We start from the raw sequence: 15418 nt of genomic DNA, 5'->3' as shown, positions 1-15418 counted from the left end.
CGTGCAAGCTGAGCACCCTATGGACGACCAGGTGAAAAAGCCCGCAAGCCCCCTCAAAACCTGCCCGATCTGCGGCAAGCCGCAGTCCGAGGCCACCCGCCCGTTCTGCTCCTCGCGCTGCCGCGACGTCGATCTGAACCGCTGGCTGAAAGGCTCCTACGTCATCCCCGGCCGGGATGACGAGGCGGATGGAGAAGAATAAACAAGTAATATCAACATTCTAAGTGAATGATGCCCGCGCAGCACGCCAGCTCCAGCAAGCCCGCCCGACCTTGTGCACAGCCGGGCCGCGCCCGGCGAAGCCTCTTGGTGAAGCCGGGTGGACAGGCAGCCTTCAGCCCACTATAAACCGCCCGCTCGATGGGCTTTGGCCCCTCTTTGGAGCACGCCCAGGTAGCTCAGTTGGTAGAGCATGCGACTGAAAATCGCAGTGTCGGTGGTTCGATTCCGCCCCTGGGCACCATTTTCGCTCGCCACGGGCAACATCTTCCCCAGCGCCAAGCCTTGAGCGCCAGGTCTTGACCAGCCGGCTCGCGCAGCAATCCGTTCCGGAACCAGATCGCGCCCGTCCATTGCTGGCACTCTGCTTGCTCAGCCAGGACCAAAGTCTGGCCTTGGAAGAGAGGCCGTTTCAGGTTGAGGCAAGTGATGCAGGAAGTGTCCCGTTCTGATGCTGCTGGCGAACTCCGGCTCGATGCGTTGGTCGCCGATTTGTGGTGGCGCGTTCGGCTCATGAACACAGACATTCTCGAGGAAGAGGCGAGAGCAGGGGTGTTTGACGTGCTGCAGCCGACATACCCGCTTCTTGCGCTTAATCTTCGCGCGCGACGCGACAATTTGGTCTCGACGATCGGCGTGCTCGAGCAGCGTGCGCGATCAACGTCGGAAGCGGCTTGAGCGCGCTCTTCTGTTACACCGGGAACGTCAGCGATTTCGCAAGCCTGACCAGGTCGACCTGGCGCCGGCAGCCCGTCTTTTCGAAGACGTGAATGAGGTGGCTCTTCACGGTGCTGACGGAAACGCCGAGCAAGGCCGAGATCGCGTCTCGTGTGTGTCCCTCGCAGATGAGCTCGAAGATGCGAATTTCGGCCGGCGTCAGGTCATAGAGCTGGTTGAGCGCATCGTGAGGCAATCGCGGCGGCCCGGAGGCTGACGTCACGAACACGGCGGCAGCGGCGCTTTGGATCAGGCCGGATCGCGTGTGGCTGCGTCGCAACGGCAGAACGTGAATGACGAGAGCGTCACCGCCTTGGCGAGGGATCGGGATGCCGATGCCTTTTTGCCCGAGCTTCGTCTCGTCCTTTGCTGCCTGCGCGACCGCTGATTGCAATGTGGCCGTGGTCGCCGCGGATTGAACCGCGATCCGGCCATGCCTTGCCACGATCGGATCGCCGGCCGCGAGCATCGCCGCAGCTGCGGCGTTGGTGTGAACGATTTTCGAATCCTCGTCGGCCAGGATGACGCCCACCGTCAGGGCCTCCACCGTCGCCGCGAATGTGTTGGCCTCCACCGCCTTCATGTCGAACAGATTGCTGATCGTCACGGCGCGGCGGATGTGAGGCGCCAGAAGGCGCAATCCGTCGACCTGCGCATCGTCAATGCGACCCGCCGACTCTTGCTGGCTGAATATCGCATTTCCAACCATCGTCCTGTCGCGTACGAGGCCGACGGCATCGGCGTCGAACAAGCCCTTGGGCATCGCCCATTCGCGATAATAGCGGTTGCTGGAAATGACGTCCGGCCGGACCGCCTGGGATTGAACGATCGGCTCGCCGAGCGGGTATTGCTGAATGCGTTCGGCGCCGCCCCAGAGCTCAATGATGTCGGCGCCGTAGCCGACCCCGTTCCGGGCCATCTGGGCCAGGTCGGACCCGGAGACCGCATTGACGACGGCCTTCATGTTGGTGAGGCTGGCGACCGAGAGCGCGCCGGTGGCAAAGCCGAACTCGGCGCAAATCTCATCCAGAACCGCGGTCCACCGTTCAGGTGCGATCACACAATCATAGACACTGCCGATGAGGCCCGAGAACTTCTCGACCGAAGCCTGCCGCATTCCAAACCACTCACTTGAAAATAACGGACGTCACTTGAACGTTAGTTTAGGAGTGGCTTCATCGCCTATGATGTATTTCACAACCCTGAGGCAGTGATCTTATCATCGTGATTCCGTGGCACAAACGGGAACACCGAACACAAATGCTTGGGGTGGCTTGTTGGCGACCGCGACGAATTTCGCGCTCGTGCTTTGTCGTCGCTAGTCCAGTGTCTGTTCTGCTCGATGCCTGCTCAAAACTGCAGCAGATGCGATGCGGAGCGCGTCGGCTGGCCGTGTCAGGTTGCATGGTGCTTCTCCATGCAACCTGGATCAGGGCGTGATATCCTGGCCCTCGGGAAGGAATTGACCGCCCCACATCTGGAAGGACATGGCCATGACGTTGTCATCACGCTTCGTTACGCGTCCCGCTGTCGCCATCTCATCGATTGCACTGCTCCTGTGCGCCCTCGGCGGCACCGCGATGTCGCAACCGACGCCGACCACGACCGCCGCCGAAACCCAGCTTCCCGGCGTCACGGTTGATGCGCCGAAGCATGTGGCGCGGCCACACCGGTTGGCGCATCACGCGACAGCTCGCGGGCCCGCGTCGCGCACCTCAGCCGCTTCGACGGCGTCACTGGCGCCGAACTCGGACGCCGCGAAGCTTGCCAAGCTCGCCGCCGCCACGGGCTGCTGCGTCGGCGGTTGCCAATCGAGCTTCAAGGCGGGCGACAAGCCCTGGGTTGGCTGCAACGTTTCGGGCGGCGTCTATTCGTTCACGTGCCGTAACGTCGGCAACTACAAGACCTATGACGAGTGCAAGGAAGCAGGACGGATCACCGGCTGGCGCTCCGGCGAGACCTCGGCATATTGCAGCAGCCTTGCGTTGAAGTAGCAGTGCGGATGGCCTCTCCTCCGATTGCACGAGGCAAGTCGCAAGCGGGTCGACGATCAGCGCGTGATTGACGACACATATCATTCCAGCCGGTCAGTCCAGCCTGTTGTCAGGTGGCTCGCGTCATGGATCGTCTGCGCGTGGCGCCTATGTCCATTCGCGATTGTGAGGCTTGCGAACGAGCCACGCCCGCGCTCTCATGCTATTGCTGCCTCCGCAATGACGCGAGGACACCCATGCTCCCCCTTCCCGCCGATATCTTCACCGAGCCCGAGGACGTCTCGCCCGACGGGCTTGCCAATCTCGGCCCGCTCCGCCGTCTCGCAGGCAGCTGGCAGGCCGACAAAGGTATCGATATCAATCCGAAGGCGGAGGGGCCGGAGCGGCGGACCTTCATTGAGCGCATCCGGATGGACCCGATCGATCCCCAGGCGAACGGGCCGCAGCTGCTCTATGGGCTGCGCTATCACATCCACATCAACACGCCCGAGGAAGACATCACCTTCCACGACCAGGTCGGCTACTGGTTGTGGGAGCCAGCGACCGGGCTGATCATGCAGACGCTGGCGATCCCGCGCGGGCAGGTGCTACTGGCGTCGGGCAAGGCCGGGGCGGACGACAAGGAGATCTCCGTGACCGCCAAGCGCGGCGACACCGCATATGGGATCTGCTCGACTGATTTTCTGGAACAAGCGTTCCGCACCGATGCTTACCGCTGCGACATCACCTTCAACGACGACGGCAGTTGGACCTATCTGATCCAGACCGAGTTGTTCGTGCGCGGCGCGCCGTTCAACCATCGCGACACCAACACGCTGAAACTCGTCGCGCCGCCAAAGCTCAATCCCCTCGCGGTGATCTTGAACGATCGCGCCACTGGGAATAAGGGCAATGAGCCGGCAGCCTGAGCGCGGCCCGGAGATACGCATGAAGCCTTACGTCATCTGTCTGATGCATTCGAGTCTGGACGGCCGCACCCATCCGAGCCGCTGGCGCCCGAAGGGGGCAGGGACGGACTGGTTCGAGAAGATCCACGACGAGCTCGGCGGCGATGCCTGGGTAATCGGCCGCGTCACCGGCTCGGAGTTCGCCAAGGGCAAGCCCTATCCCGCGACGGCGGCCGCGAAATTTCCGCGCGAAAATTGGTTGGCACGACGTGACGCGATAACCTATGGCGTCGTGCTCGATGCGAAGGGCAAGATCGGCTGGGGCCGCTCCGATATCGGCGGCGATCCGATCGTCGTCGTGCTGACCGAGAGCGTCTCCGATTCGCATCTCGCGGGGCTCCGCCGCGAGGGCGTGTCCTATATCTTTGCCGGAAAGTCCGAGATCGACCTCGCGCGGGCGGTGGACATTCTCAACCGCGAGCTCGGCGTGAAGCGCCTTCTGGTGGAGGGCGGGGGCGTCGCCAACGGCGCGTTCCTGCGTGCCGGCCTGATCGACGAGTTCGATCTGATCCTTAGCCCCGCGATCGACGGCGCCAAGGGCGCGCCCTTCGTGTTCGATTCCACGGATGCCGATGGCGACCGGCGTGCACCGCTGAGCGCGATGACGCTGGAGAGCACGCGGGATCTCGGCGGCGGCGTCCTGCTGCTGCGCTATCTGATCCAGAACGATCCGCAGGCCGTGGGCAAGTAAGCACCGACATGTCGGCAACATCAGAGCATATCGTCATCGTCGGTGCCGGCGCGGCCGGCCTGATGGCGGCGCGCGAGCTGGCGTGCGCGGGCAGGACGGTGACGATCCTGGAGGCGCGCGAGCGCTGCGGCGGCCGCATCCATCCGCTGTCTGTTTCGGAGTTCGGCTACCCCGCCGATGGCGGCGCCGAATTCGTCCACGGCGAGGCGCCGGTCACGCGCGCGCTGCTGCATGAGGCCGGGCTGTCCCTTCAGGAAATCGAAGGCGAGCGATGGGGCTTTGACGGCGCAGACATCGTGCGCGAGGACCGCCACGATCCGCTTGAGGCTGAGCTGCACGCCGTGGTTCGGGAATTGAATGACGATCTCACCATCGCCGATTTCCTGCGCCGGCATTTTGCCGGCGATGAGCATGCGGGGCTGCGCCATTCGATCGAGCGAATGGTCGAGGGCTACGATGCGGCCGATCCCGAGCGCGCCTCCACGCTGGCGCTGCGCGAGGAATGGATGGCTGGCGGGCACTCTCCGCAGGCGCGCATCAAGGGAGGCTATGGTGGGATGATCGACTTCCTGGCAGCCGAGTGCCGCAAGCTTGGCGTGATGTTTCGCTTGGGCTGCGTGGTGTCGGCGGTCGAGGAGGAGGGCGGCGCGATCGCCGTTCGCTGTATCGGCGGCGACGTGCATGGCTGCGGTCGCGTGATCCTCACTGTTCCGTTGCCGCTATTGCGCGAGATCGGGCTGCCGAGCCGCGCGCGCGCGAAGGCGGCGGCGGCCGACGACATCGGCTTCGGTAACGTGATAAAAATCCTGCTGCGCTTCAGGCGGCCATGGTGGCGCGAGCGCAAGGAAGAGCTCGCGGACATGAGCTTCATTTTGTCCGACCAGGTCATCCCGGTGTGGTGGACGCAATATCCGAACCGGCATCCCGTGCTGACCGGATGGTTCGGCGGCCCGCGCACGGCAGCGCTGTCGCACCTCGGCCCGCAAGCGCTGATCGATGCCGGGCTCGATTCGCTTGCGACCGTCTTCGGCCTGTCGCGTGAGGACCTCGCGCGCGAGATCATCGCGGCCGTTGCGACAAACTGGGCGCACGATCCCTATGCCCGCGGCGCCTATTCCTGGGCGACGCCGCGAACGCGCGAGGCGCAAACGATCCTCGCGCGCGCCGACGGTCCGGTGTCGTTCTCCGGCGAGGCGCTCTATCGCGGAGCCGACATGGGCACGGTCGAAGCGGCGCTGGCGAGCGGTCAACAGACGGCGGGGATGATCTTGCGGGGATAGGCTGACGAGCAAAGAAAAGCCCGCATTTCGCGAGCCTTTCGTGTTGCTGCCTTTCGTCTTACCAGCGGCTGCCGCCGAAGCCGAACGTCACGCTGGGACCGCCGCCGCCGTAATATCCGTACGGTCCGCCGCCGTAATAGCCGTGGTGCCGCGGGTAATAGCCGTAGCTCCGGTAGTGCGGACGATGAAATCCGTGATGGTGGTGAGGACGCCAGTGATGGCGATAGCCGTGATGGTGGTGCCTGTGCTGCGCGCTGATATCGGTTGACTGGCCGGCTGGCGCGTTCTGTTTCGCGCTTGAATTGTTGGCCGCGTTCGCCGTGGATCCGCCAGCAAGCGCCGCAGCACCGACGGCTATCGCGACAATGAGATACTTCATGTCATCACTCCAGTTGAATGTCGTGTGACAACACGTGGTCATCCGGCGCGTTCCGGCCAGTGCGGGCGTCGAAACGACGCAGTTTCATTGGCGTTCGATTTGCGCGGCTGCGTGCGTCTCGTGAGATCTATTGTCGCATCACCGGCGTCGATCGCAACTCTGCCATCACTCTGCCGCGAATGACGCAATCACGTCATCGGTCGTGATAGGGACCCAATGCTGCGCAAAATCCCCTAGAGACGTGGGTCGCGGCTCTGCAGCGCGCCGTCGAAGAGACGCTGCGCTGCTTCCGGGGCACGAGAGTCGCGAAAGGCCGCCATGCCGGGGGCTGATCAGTCAATCGCTCAACTCAACGTGATCCTCATGCGCGTTGCGCTTGATCCAGCGCAACTCCGGCCAGTGTCTCCCCATGCAATGTCGCCGCGACAATTCGAATTGCAGATCGAGGCAAGACATGAAGGCGTATTTCATCGGTGGCGGCATTGGATCGCTCGCGGGCGCGGCGTTCCTGGTTCGTGACGCGCAGCTGCCGGGGCGGGACATCGTGATCTACGAGGCGCAGCCGCTGGTCGGCGGCAGCCTCGACGGCGCGCTGCTCGCGAACGGCGCTTATTCGCTGCGCGGCGGACGCATGCTCACGACCGATCACTACGAATGCACCTGGGACCTGCTGTCGAGCATTCCCTCGCTCGAACATCCCGGCCTCAGCGTGCGCGAGGAAACCGTCGCGTTCAACACCGAGAACCCGGCGCATTCGCAGGCGAGGTTGGTCGATCGCAACCGCTTCAAGCTCGACGTCTCGCATATGGGATTTTCCGCGCGCGACCGGCTCGAGCTGCTGCGGCTCACGGAGGCCTCGGAGGAGACGCTCGGCAACAGCCGCATCACCGACTGGCTGTCGCCCAAATTCTTCGAATCCAATTTCTGGTACATGTGGCAGACCACTTTCGCCTTTCAGCCCTGGCACAGCGCGGTCGAGCTGAAGCGCTATCTGCATCGCTTCATGAACGAATTCCCGCGCATCGAGACGCTCGCCGGCGTCAAGCGCACCGTCTACAACCAGTATGACGCGATCGTGCGGCCGCTTGCCGACTGGCTCAAGGGTCAGGGCGTGCAGTTCGTGCGCGGGACCGCCGTCACCGACATGGCGATCGAGAGCGAGGACGGACGCTTGCGGGTGCGCCAGCTCGTACTCGACCGCGACGGCCGCATCGCCAATGTCCAGATCGAGGACGGCGACCTCGTGTTCTTTCAGAACGGCTCGATGACGGATGCCTCGAGCCTGGGCTCGATGACCGAGCCGGCTCCGCGCCTGACCAAGTCCGACAGCCGGGGTTGGACGCTGTGGGAACGAATCGCGGAGGGACGTCCCGAATTCGGCAAGCCGTCCGCGTTCAACGCGTCGATCCCGGAATCCTATTGGTTGTCATTCACGGTCACCTGCCGCGATCCGCGCTTCTTCGGCAAGATGGAGGCGTTCTCCGGCAACAAGGCCGGCACCGGCGGCCTCGTCACGTTCAGGGACTCCAACTGGCTGATGTCGGTGGTGCTGTATCACCAGCCGCATTTCGCCGGACAGCCGAACAACGTGCAGGTGTTCTGGGGCTATGCGCTGCATCCCGACCGCGTCGGCAATTTCGTGGCCAAACCGATGTCCGATTGCAGCGGCGCCGACATCCTGAAGGAGCTTTGCGGCCATCTGAATTTCGACCTTGGCGTCTTCGAGGATGCGATCTGCGTTCCCTGCCGCATGCCCTACATCACCAGCATGTTCATGCCGCGCAGCGCGACCGACCGGCCGCTGCCGGTGCCCAGGAATTCCGTCAATCTCGCCTTCGTCAGCCAGTTCGTCGAAATCCCCGATGACGTCGTGTTCACCGTCGAATATTCGGTGCGCGCGGCGCAGACGGCGGTCTATCAGCTGATGAAGATCGATCGCCCGGTGCCGCCGGTGACGCGGCACGACAAATCGCTCGCAGTGATCTTCGCAACGCTGGAAAAGGCGTTCACGTGACGGGTCGAGTTATTTGAATGGATCCTGGATCGATGGTGCCGACTGCCTGATACGACGCACGCTCACGGGCGTGCCGTCGGACACGAACAGCAGTTCGTAGCGGCGGCCCTCGCTGTCGGTGGCGGAGCAGGTGACGTCAGTCACCTTCTTGGCGGCGAAATTGCCGGTCTGGCGGCAGAGGCCGGTGGAGGTCTGCTCGGCCGGCACTGGCAACCCGTCGACCTTGGGGCGGTCCTTGGAGTTGAGCAGCATGCGATCGATCGGCAGCTCGTAGGAATTGTCGTCGGCGCGCTTGCCGTTCTCGCCGGAGAACGACACGACGTGATTGTGATCGGCGGGATCGTCGACCGCGACCGCGAAATTGACCCGGCCCTTGTCACCATGGGCGTAGGCCACCGTCTTGCAGGCGAAGGTGCGCCCGGCGACCTTCAACGTCTTGCAGTGGCCGGACATCAGCGCCAGCAGGTCGACGTAAGCGTTTGCGGCCGGAGGGTTGTTGACGGGAATCGACAAGGAAGACTCGGCAAAACAAGGGCTTGCCAGGCTGATAAGGGCGGCGGTGAGGACTGGTCGGCAGAGGCGCATCGGGAGGCTCACATGCCAGGGAACCACGGAAAAGTTCCGTCCGATAACCAGCGAACCGCAAATTGGTTGCGATCCCGTTTGTTCTGCCGGATTCGTCTGAAATACCACCGCGCCACCCCAACGGCGATTCGCCCGTATCGCCCAACCCATTCCCGGCCGGCACTTGCCGCCCGGCCGGTGTTTTTTTCGTGGCGGAGCTACCCCATTGCCGCCTGCCAGCGCGTATCGCGCAGGGAGGGACGGCGGTGCAGGCGGGCGTCGAGCAGCGCGCGGGCGCGGGGCAGCTCGCCGCTGCGCATCAGGGCAACGACAAAAGTGTCCTCGATCAATTCGCGCTGGACATGGCTGCCGCCGACGCGCACGACCTCGCCGAGGACCGGCGCGAGCATTTGCACGCATGCCGCGTAATCCTCTTCCGCAAAGGCTGCCAGCGCACGGCAGACCGCGGGCACCACGGGACCGGCCGGAAGCTTGCCATCGGCGAGCCGCTGCTCGATCGCGGCAAGACGTATGGCGAGCGCCTCGCGATTTTGCGTCGCAGCCGCGAACAGCGCCATGTGGATGTCGGCGAAGGGCAGGCTCGATTTCGGAAACAGCTTTTGCGCGGTGGCATCGGCTTCGACCCAGAGCGCTTTCGGCACGGCGTGGCCGTAAGCCGACAGGCGCCAGAGCAGGGACGCGGCGTCGGTGACGACGTTGAGCGGCGGCGCCTGCGTCGCCTGCGGCTGCAGCACGTCGGCATAGATCGCGAGCGCCCGCGCGGCATCGCCATGCTCCAGCGCGCCGAGCGCCTGATGCCAACGGATGTGGCCGTGCAAAATTCCAGCCCGGTCGTAAGAGGGTATCCAGTCGTCGACGAGTCGGTCGGCCGCCTCGATCGAACCGTCCTCGAACATCGCATGCAGCACGGCGTGCGCGGCGTGGGCATTCTGCCGGCGCAGGTCGAAGCCGCGCTCGGTGATACCGCGACCGCGACCGACATTGCCGTTCTCGGTCATCGCCCAGCCGTACATGGTGAGGAACCACCAATCCTCGCCATAGTGATGCGCCACGCGCTCGCACAGCTCCTGCCGCGCGCGGTCGTGATCGGCCATGCCGGAGAATGCGAACAGGCCGAAGGCGCCGAGCGGCAGCGACAGCACCAATGCATCGCGCGGCCACGCCTCGACGTGCTTCATCGTCGCCGCGATCGCCTCGGGCAGCCGGCCCTCGATTGCGAGCGCCAGCGTCTCGACATGCGAACGCTCGCGTTCCGTGCCGCGTGTCGCCACGAGCTCACGCGCGAGTGCCGCCTTCTGCCGTGCCAGATCGCCTTGCTGATAGAAGCCATGCAGGCGGCCGCGGGCGATATGGGCCAGCGCAAAATCCGGATCGGCCGCAATCGCGCGCTCCAGCGTTTCCGCCGTACCGGTCCAGCCCGCGAGCATGAGGTCGACGCCCTCGCGATAATCGGATGCCGCCTCGGGCGAAGAGGTAGAGAGCGGCAGGCCGTAGCGATCTTCGAGGGCCATTCTTGTCTCCGGCTCAGGCCGTCCGCGCGCGACGTCCTTCAATCGGATAGGCCGGGTCGTTGTAGCCCGGCGTCGAGGGATGCCCCGGCACGACGAGCCTGTCGATCAGCGCCTCGTCTTCCGCAGTGAAGCGATAGTCGAGCGCGCCGGTGTAGCCGTCCCATTGCTCCTCGGTGCGCGGCCCGGCAACGATCGAGGAGACAAAGGCGGAGTTCAGCACCCAGGCGACCGCGAACTGGCCTGCGGTGATGCCCTTTTTCTCAGCGTGAGCCTTGATCTCCTGCGCCAGCTGAAGCGATTCCGGCCGCCATTCGGTCTGCATCATGCGCGTGTCGTTGCGGCCTGCGCGCGTCTCCTTGTCGGGAGCCGCGTCGGGCTTGTATTTGCCGGTCAGCACGCCGCGCGCCAGCGGGCTGTAGGGCACGATGCCGAGGCCGTAATAGGAGCAGGCCGGGAAGTGCTCGACTTCGGGCATGCGGTTCATGGCGTTGTAATAGGGCTGGCTCACCGCGGGCCGGTCGATGCCGAGCCGGTCGCAGATGTTGCAGATTTCGGCGACGCGCCAGGCGCGGTAGTTCGAGACGCCGAAATAGCGCACTTTGCCGGCGCGGATCAAATCGCCCATCGCGCGCACCGTCTCTTCGAGCGGCGTCGCATGGTCTTCCTTGTGCAGATAATAGATGTCGATGTGATCGGTGCCGAGCCGCTTGAGGCTCTCATCCGCCGCCTGCAATACCCAGCGTCGCGACAGGCCGACACGGTTGGGATCGTCGCCCATGGGATTGGCGAGTTTCGTCGCGAGCACCCAGGCGTGACGGTTGTTGCCGATCGCGCGTCCCACGACCTCTTCGGATGCACCCTTCGAATAGGCATCCGCGGTGTCGATGAAATTGATCCCGGCCTCGTGCGCCTTCGCGATGATCCGCTTTGAGGTGGCTTCATCGGTCGGCCCGCCGAACATCATCGTGCCCAAGCAGATCGGCGACACTTTGATGCCGCTGCGGCCGAGTTGGCGATATTGCATGGGCGCGTCCTTGCTGCTTCTTGTGGCATCAGCATAGCCGTCTCATGCCGTCATTGCGAGCGCAGCGAAGCAATCCAGAGATGCATCCGCAGAAAGAGCCTGGATTGCTTCGCTGCGCTCGCAATGACGCGGTTGGGGGAGCAGCTTGCTACGCTCTCAGCTGTCATCGCCCGGCTTGACCGGGCGATCCAGTACGCCGAGAGGATAGTGATGACCGGAGAAGCCTCGGCGTACTGGATTCCCCGCCTTCGCGGGGAATGACAGTGTTGGGTGTGGAGCTACCCCGGCCCCTTCAAAATCTTGAACACACCATTGGCCATCACCACGCAGCGGCCGTCCACGCTGACCTCGGTGCTCATGAAGATCAGGCTGCGCGTCGAGCGCACCACGCGCGGGCGGGAGATCAGGATGTCGCCGATCTGGCCGGCTTCGACGAAATGGGTGTCGAGCTGCACCGTCGCCATGAACTCCTTGCCGGAGACGTAGCGGGCGGTCATGCCGCAGGTACGGTCCGCGAACGTCATCATCACGCCGCCCTGGACCATGCCGCGGCGGTTGTGGTGTTTGTCCTCGGTCGCAAGTGCGAATTCGTGTTGGCCGTCGATCTTGCGCTCCCATAACGGGCCGATCAGGTGCATGAAGCCCGTGGTCTCCAGGATGGTCCAGCCGTCTGCTTTCAGCCTCGCGGCGGTCTTGTTGGTCATGTCGTCCATTTCCTGCGCGGGTCGTGCGATCTCATTTCATCGGGGCCGGACGTGGTGTAGTCAAGCATCATGAGATCGTTCGACGATGCCACACGGCGGAATATCGCGGCCGCCTGCGCGGCCTTCACGCGGCTGCCGGAGGACGAGGCGCCGGCGGCGTTGAAGCGCGCCGCGGTGGCAGTTGCGCTGACTGCGGCCAGCGAGAGCGATGACACAGCGTTGCTGCTCACGCTGCGCGCATCTCATTTGCGCGCCCATCGCGGTCAATGGGCCTTGCCCGGTGGACGCTGCGATGCCGGCGAGACGCCGGTCGAGGCGGCGCTACGCGAGCTCGACGAGGAGCTCGGCCTCCAGCTCACCGGCGCGGAGGTGCTCGGGACGCTCGATGATTATCCGACCCGCTCCGGCTATCTGATCACGCCGGTCGTGGTCTGGGCCGCCGACAGTGCCGCGATCAAACCAAACCCCGACGAGGTCGCCTCCGTCCATCGCATCGCGCTTGCGACGGTCGAGCGCGAAGATGCGTTTGATTTCGTCGGGATCCCCGAGAGCACGCGCCGTGTGATCCGCTTCCATCATCAGTCGAGCTTGATCCACGCACCGACGGCGGCGTTGATCTACCAGTTCCGCGAAGTGCTGGCAGGACGGCACACCCGCGTCACCGAGCTGGAACAGCCGGTATTCGCCTGGAAATGACGCGAGGGGCGAAAACGAGGTAAACGGCGCGTTAACGTGACAGTTACCGGATGCCTGCTAAGAGGGCAGCATGCATCGATCGATTCGAAATGCCGTGAGACTGGTTCCACTCGCGCTCGTCCTGCTCGCGCCTGCCGCGCGCGGGGGCGAATCCGACGCGCTGCCGCCAGCCGTCCGCAATGCCAAAGCCCAGCTGTTGTCGCAATTTTTCGCGCAAGGCGGCGCGTCGCCGGCCGTGCTCGAATATCGCCGCAAGCTGCAGGAGTATCAGGCGGCGCGTGCTGCGTTCGACGAGGAAGCCGGCGCATATTGGAGTCAGATCTCCGAGAAGCGGAAAGGTCGCAACGCCAAGCGGCGCAGCGGGCAGCAGATCACGCTCGACGATTACGTGCTGGAGCATCCGCCGCTCTATAACGGGCCGAAACGGCCGGTGAATCCGGAGCCAGAGGAAACCCCGGACCGGCCGACGAGAAAGCCGATCCCCGTGGTCGCCGATCTGCTGCGTGCGGCGCAGGAGCTCTATCAGTTCACGCCGCAGCGGCCGTCCAGCGAAGTCGAGTTCAAGCGCGTCTATGCACGCTACGCGCTGGCCTCGGGGCTGACGCGCGAGCAGGCGGTGCGGGTCTATGCGTTCGAGACCGGCGGCACCGGCAGTTACGACGTGCAGGCCGGAATCGAGCATGGCGGCAAGCGCGCCATTTCGACCGCGATGGGCTACAACCAGCTGCTGACGACCAACAGCGTCGAGCTGCTGGCCGAGCAAGGCCATGAATTCATCCGCGCGCTCTCTGACAGGGTCGCGAGGACCTCGGGCCCGGCGCGCCAGTCGCTCGAGCACAAGCTCGCCGTTCTGAAGAAAATGGTGGCACATGCCAAATCGGTGCCCGACACCTGGTCGGAGCACGAGAAGATCGGCAACACCGCGCAGGGCTGGGCCATGCATGCCATGGTGCTCGACATCGATATCGGGCCGATGCTGCAGACTCACAAGCTGCTCACCTCGGTGCTGTTCGCACGCGCCAAGGGCTACACCCGCCCGCTCAGCGCGGCCGAACTCGAGATGATGAACCTCACCGGCGACGGCACCGGGCTCGACATGGTGACGATGCCGCCGGCGATGCGCGAGCAAGTGCCGACCTCGAACTTCTTCCAGCGCGGCGGCTACGAGCGCAACCCGGTCGCGATCCGCCACAACACGGTGGCGAAGCTGCTGGCGGTGACGGATACGAGGATGGACAGCAACAGCAACAACGCCGGCGCGCGGGAGCTGGCGGGGACGTTCTAGACGGTGTCTCTTCACCTCGCCCCGCTTGCGGGGCGAGGTCGGATTGCGAAGCAATCCGGGTGAGGGGGTACAGGTCTCTTTACAATCTCATGCGCGGAGGCAGCCCCTCACCCCAACCCTCTCCCCGCAAGAGCGGGGCGAGGGAGCGCGCCGCGACCCCGCCCTACTGATCCGACCCGAACTTGAACTTGCCGTCGCCTTCCAGATACGGGCCGCTGCGCATGTAGAGCTGGCCGTTGTGGCCGATGAAGAACAGCGTGCCCTTTGGCACCTTCTTGGCGCCCTTCAGAAGTTCGCCGGCATTGCTGGTGCCCATCTTGTAGGAGAAGGTCTTGCCGTCCTTGTCATAGGCGTAGCCGGTGTCGGGCTTGAGCTCCCAAGGTGTCGCAGCGGTCTGCGCCAATGCGGGTGCAGCCAACGCGCCGAGCACGGCCGTCACCAAAAAAATCCTTGTCGAAAATGCCATCACCCTATCCTCCCCATCGAGGCGCCCCGGCTTGAACAAATCACGAACGGCGCTTCCAGGTCAATTTGCGAAAGCGCCGCAGCGCATCACGTCTTGCCGAGCAGTTTGTGATTTTCCCTTCGTCCCCGCGCGACTATGTTCCGCTTTCCGTCTAGAACGCAATTCGACAAAAACATTGGGTAGGGGATGATTCGAATGAACTTCGTCATTAAAGCTTGCTGGGCCGCCGGCCTGTTGCTGACGGTGCTCGCGCCGGCCGCCCGGGCCGATGATTACCAGCTCAGCCACAACCAGAGGATTTCGTGCAGCCGCGGCCTGGCCCCAGGCAAGCTGAACACCGCGACCTGCAAGTCCTACACATATCTCTTCAACACCAAGACCTCGGAATATTTCCGTTGCCAGGTCTCGCTGGCGCTGACCCGCGACAACAAGGAAGTCATCAACGTCCAGACCGACGGCGCCTGCACCAAGAAGCCGCGCATCTTCGAGACCGACGGCCATTACGATTTCGACGCCACCGAGACCGAGCCGCCGAACACCAATTCGTTCTTCGGCCCCGGCGGTTACTCGGTCTGGGCCGCCGACGTCGGCGCGCAGAAGGTGCGCGGCTGCATCATCATCTCCTCCGGCCTCGGCTCCGACATCTCCAAATGCCTGGACATGACTTTCCAGTAAGCGTTTGCCAGTGAGAGTTCGCCAGTGACGGTGCGCTCCCTGCTCGCTTGCGCGGAGGGTTGGGGAGAGGGTGTTTCCGCAATGGGGCAATCCCCCAGAGGAGGAAGCCCTCACCCGGCGCTTCGCGCCGACCTCACCCGCAAGCGAGGGCTTTGCGTAAATCGCGAATCTGCGATTCTCTAAGAGACATCTGAAGAGGATCTGGGGATGGCATATCGGCAGGTGGGGCAA

General features: G+C 64.1%; 17 protein-coding genes and 1 tRNA gene. 11 read left to right on the top strand and 7 right to left on the bottom strand.

Annotated elements, in window-relative coordinates; all coding sequences use genetic code 11:
* Positions 1-19: 19 nt before the first annotated feature.
* The 3 genes from yacG to ABIB91_RS14940 all read left to right on the top strand — a co-directional run bounded on the left by yacG (position 20) and on the right by ABIB91_RS14940 (position 897).
* On the top strand, positions 20-202 hold the full coding sequence (gene yacG, locus ABIB91_RS14950; RefSeq protein WP_007597555.1) for a DNA gyrase inhibitor YacG: 183 nt from the start codon (positions 20-22) through the stop codon (positions 200-202).
* A 185-nt stretch (positions 203-387) separates the two neighbouring features.
* Positions 388-463, top strand: a tRNA-Phe gene (locus ABIB91_RS14945).
* 185 nt (positions 464-648) lie between these two features.
* Positions 649-897: a hypothetical protein gene (locus tag ABIB91_RS14940; RefSeq protein ID WP_354127099.1), complete on the top strand. Its 249-nt coding sequence runs from the start codon at positions 649-651 to the stop codon at positions 895-897.
* Positions 898-910: 13 nt separating this feature from the next.
* Here ABIB91_RS14940 and ABIB91_RS14935 read toward each other — a convergent pair whose 3' ends face one another.
* Positions 911-2053: a helix-turn-helix transcriptional regulator gene (locus ABIB91_RS14935; protein ID WP_354162723.1), complete on the bottom strand. Its 1143-nt coding sequence runs from the start codon at positions 2051-2053 to the stop codon at positions 911-913.
* A gap of 376 nt (positions 2054-2429) precedes the next feature.
* Here ABIB91_RS14935 and ABIB91_RS14930 point away from each other — a divergent pair, with 376 nt between their 5' ends.
* From ABIB91_RS14930 to ABIB91_RS14915, 4 genes are all read left to right on the top strand, one after another.
* Entirely contained in the window at positions 2430-2930 is a 501-nt protein-coding gene (locus ABIB91_RS14930; protein WP_354162726.1) for a hypothetical protein, read from the top strand.
* 236 nt (positions 2931-3166) lie between these two features.
* Entirely contained in the window at positions 3167-3838 is a 672-nt protein-coding gene (locus tag ABIB91_RS14925) for an FABP family protein (RefSeq protein ID WP_007597539.1), read from the top strand.
* A 19-nt stretch (positions 3839-3857) separates the two neighbouring features.
* On the top strand, positions 3858-4568 hold the full coding sequence (locus ABIB91_RS14920; RefSeq protein ID WP_219682450.1) for a RibD family protein: 711 nt from the start codon (positions 3858-3860) through the stop codon (positions 4566-4568).
* Positions 4569-4576: 8 nt separating this feature from the next.
* Entirely contained in the window at positions 4577-5848 is a 1272-nt protein-coding gene (locus tag ABIB91_RS14915; protein ID WP_354162730.1) for a flavin monoamine oxidase family protein, read from the top strand.
* 58 nt (positions 5849-5906) lie between these two features.
* On the opposite strand, the gene ABIB91_RS14910 is transcribed toward ABIB91_RS14915, so the two are convergent.
* On the bottom strand, positions 5907-6227 hold the full coding sequence (locus ABIB91_RS14910) for a hypothetical protein (protein WP_354162733.1): 321 nt from the start codon (positions 6225-6227) through the stop codon (positions 5907-5909).
* A gap of 454 nt (positions 6228-6681) precedes the next feature.
* Between ABIB91_RS14910 and ABIB91_RS14905 the strand changes: the two genes are divergently transcribed.
* Positions 6682-8241 (top strand): oleate hydratase, encoded by a 1560-nt coding sequence (locus ABIB91_RS14905; RefSeq protein WP_354162736.1) that lies wholly within the window; start codon positions 6682-6684, stop codon positions 8239-8241.
* A gap of 9 nt (positions 8242-8250) precedes the next feature.
* Here the strand turns inward: ABIB91_RS14905 and ABIB91_RS14900 are convergent, their stop codons facing one another.
* The 4 genes from ABIB91_RS14900 to ABIB91_RS14885 all read right to left on the bottom strand — a co-directional run bounded on the left by ABIB91_RS14900 (position 8251) and on the right by ABIB91_RS14885 (position 12065).
* Complete coding sequence (locus ABIB91_RS14900) at positions 8251-8826, bottom strand: hypothetical protein (RefSeq protein ID WP_007597530.1); 576 nt, start codon at positions 8824-8826, stop codon at positions 8251-8253.
* 197 nt (positions 8827-9023) lie between these two features.
* A complete protein-coding gene (locus ABIB91_RS14895; RefSeq protein ID WP_354162739.1) occupies positions 9024-10337 on the bottom strand; it encodes a tetratricopeptide repeat protein in 1314 nt (437 codons plus the stop codon).
* A 13-nt stretch (positions 10338-10350) separates the two neighbouring features.
* The gene (locus ABIB91_RS14890; protein WP_007597527.1) at positions 10351-11361 is read right to left on the bottom strand and encodes an aldo/keto reductase; all 1011 of its coding nucleotides are present in this window, start codon (positions 11359-11361) and stop codon (positions 10351-10353) included.
* Positions 11362-11639: 278 nt separating this feature from the next.
* Positions 11640-12065, bottom strand: a complete 426-nt coding sequence (locus tag ABIB91_RS14885; protein WP_354162744.1) for a PaaI family thioesterase — start codon at positions 12063-12065, stop codon at positions 11640-11642.
* A 66-nt stretch (positions 12066-12131) separates the two neighbouring features.
* Between ABIB91_RS14885 and ABIB91_RS14880 the strand changes: the two genes are divergently transcribed.
* Positions 12132-12761, top strand: coding sequence for an NUDIX hydrolase (locus ABIB91_RS14880; RefSeq protein WP_502916981.1), 630 nt, complete (start codon positions 12132-12134; stop codon positions 12759-12761).
* A 70-nt stretch (positions 12762-12831) separates the two neighbouring features.
* A complete protein-coding gene (locus ABIB91_RS14875) occupies positions 12832-14046 on the top strand; it encodes a hypothetical protein (protein ID WP_354162750.1) in 1215 nt (404 codons plus the stop codon).
* 163 nt (positions 14047-14209) lie between these two features.
* Here ABIB91_RS14875 and ABIB91_RS14870 read toward each other — a convergent pair whose 3' ends face one another.
* Entirely contained in the window at positions 14210-14512 is a 303-nt protein-coding gene (locus ABIB91_RS14870) for a hypothetical protein (RefSeq protein ID WP_354162753.1), read from the bottom strand.
* 195 nt (positions 14513-14707) lie between these two features.
* Here ABIB91_RS14870 and ABIB91_RS14865 point away from each other — a divergent pair, with 195 nt between their 5' ends.
* Positions 14708-15187: a hypothetical protein gene (locus ABIB91_RS14865; protein WP_219682442.1), complete on the top strand. Its 480-nt coding sequence runs from the start codon at positions 14708-14710 to the stop codon at positions 15185-15187.
* Positions 15188-15418: the final 231 nt, after the last annotated feature.

The organism is Bradyrhizobium sp. JR4.3 (assembly GCF_040547695.1).
GTDB lineage: Bacteria > Pseudomonadota > Alphaproteobacteria > Rhizobiales > Xanthobacteraceae > Bradyrhizobium > Bradyrhizobium canariense.
This window is presented reverse-complemented; position numbering and strand designations above follow the sequence as displayed.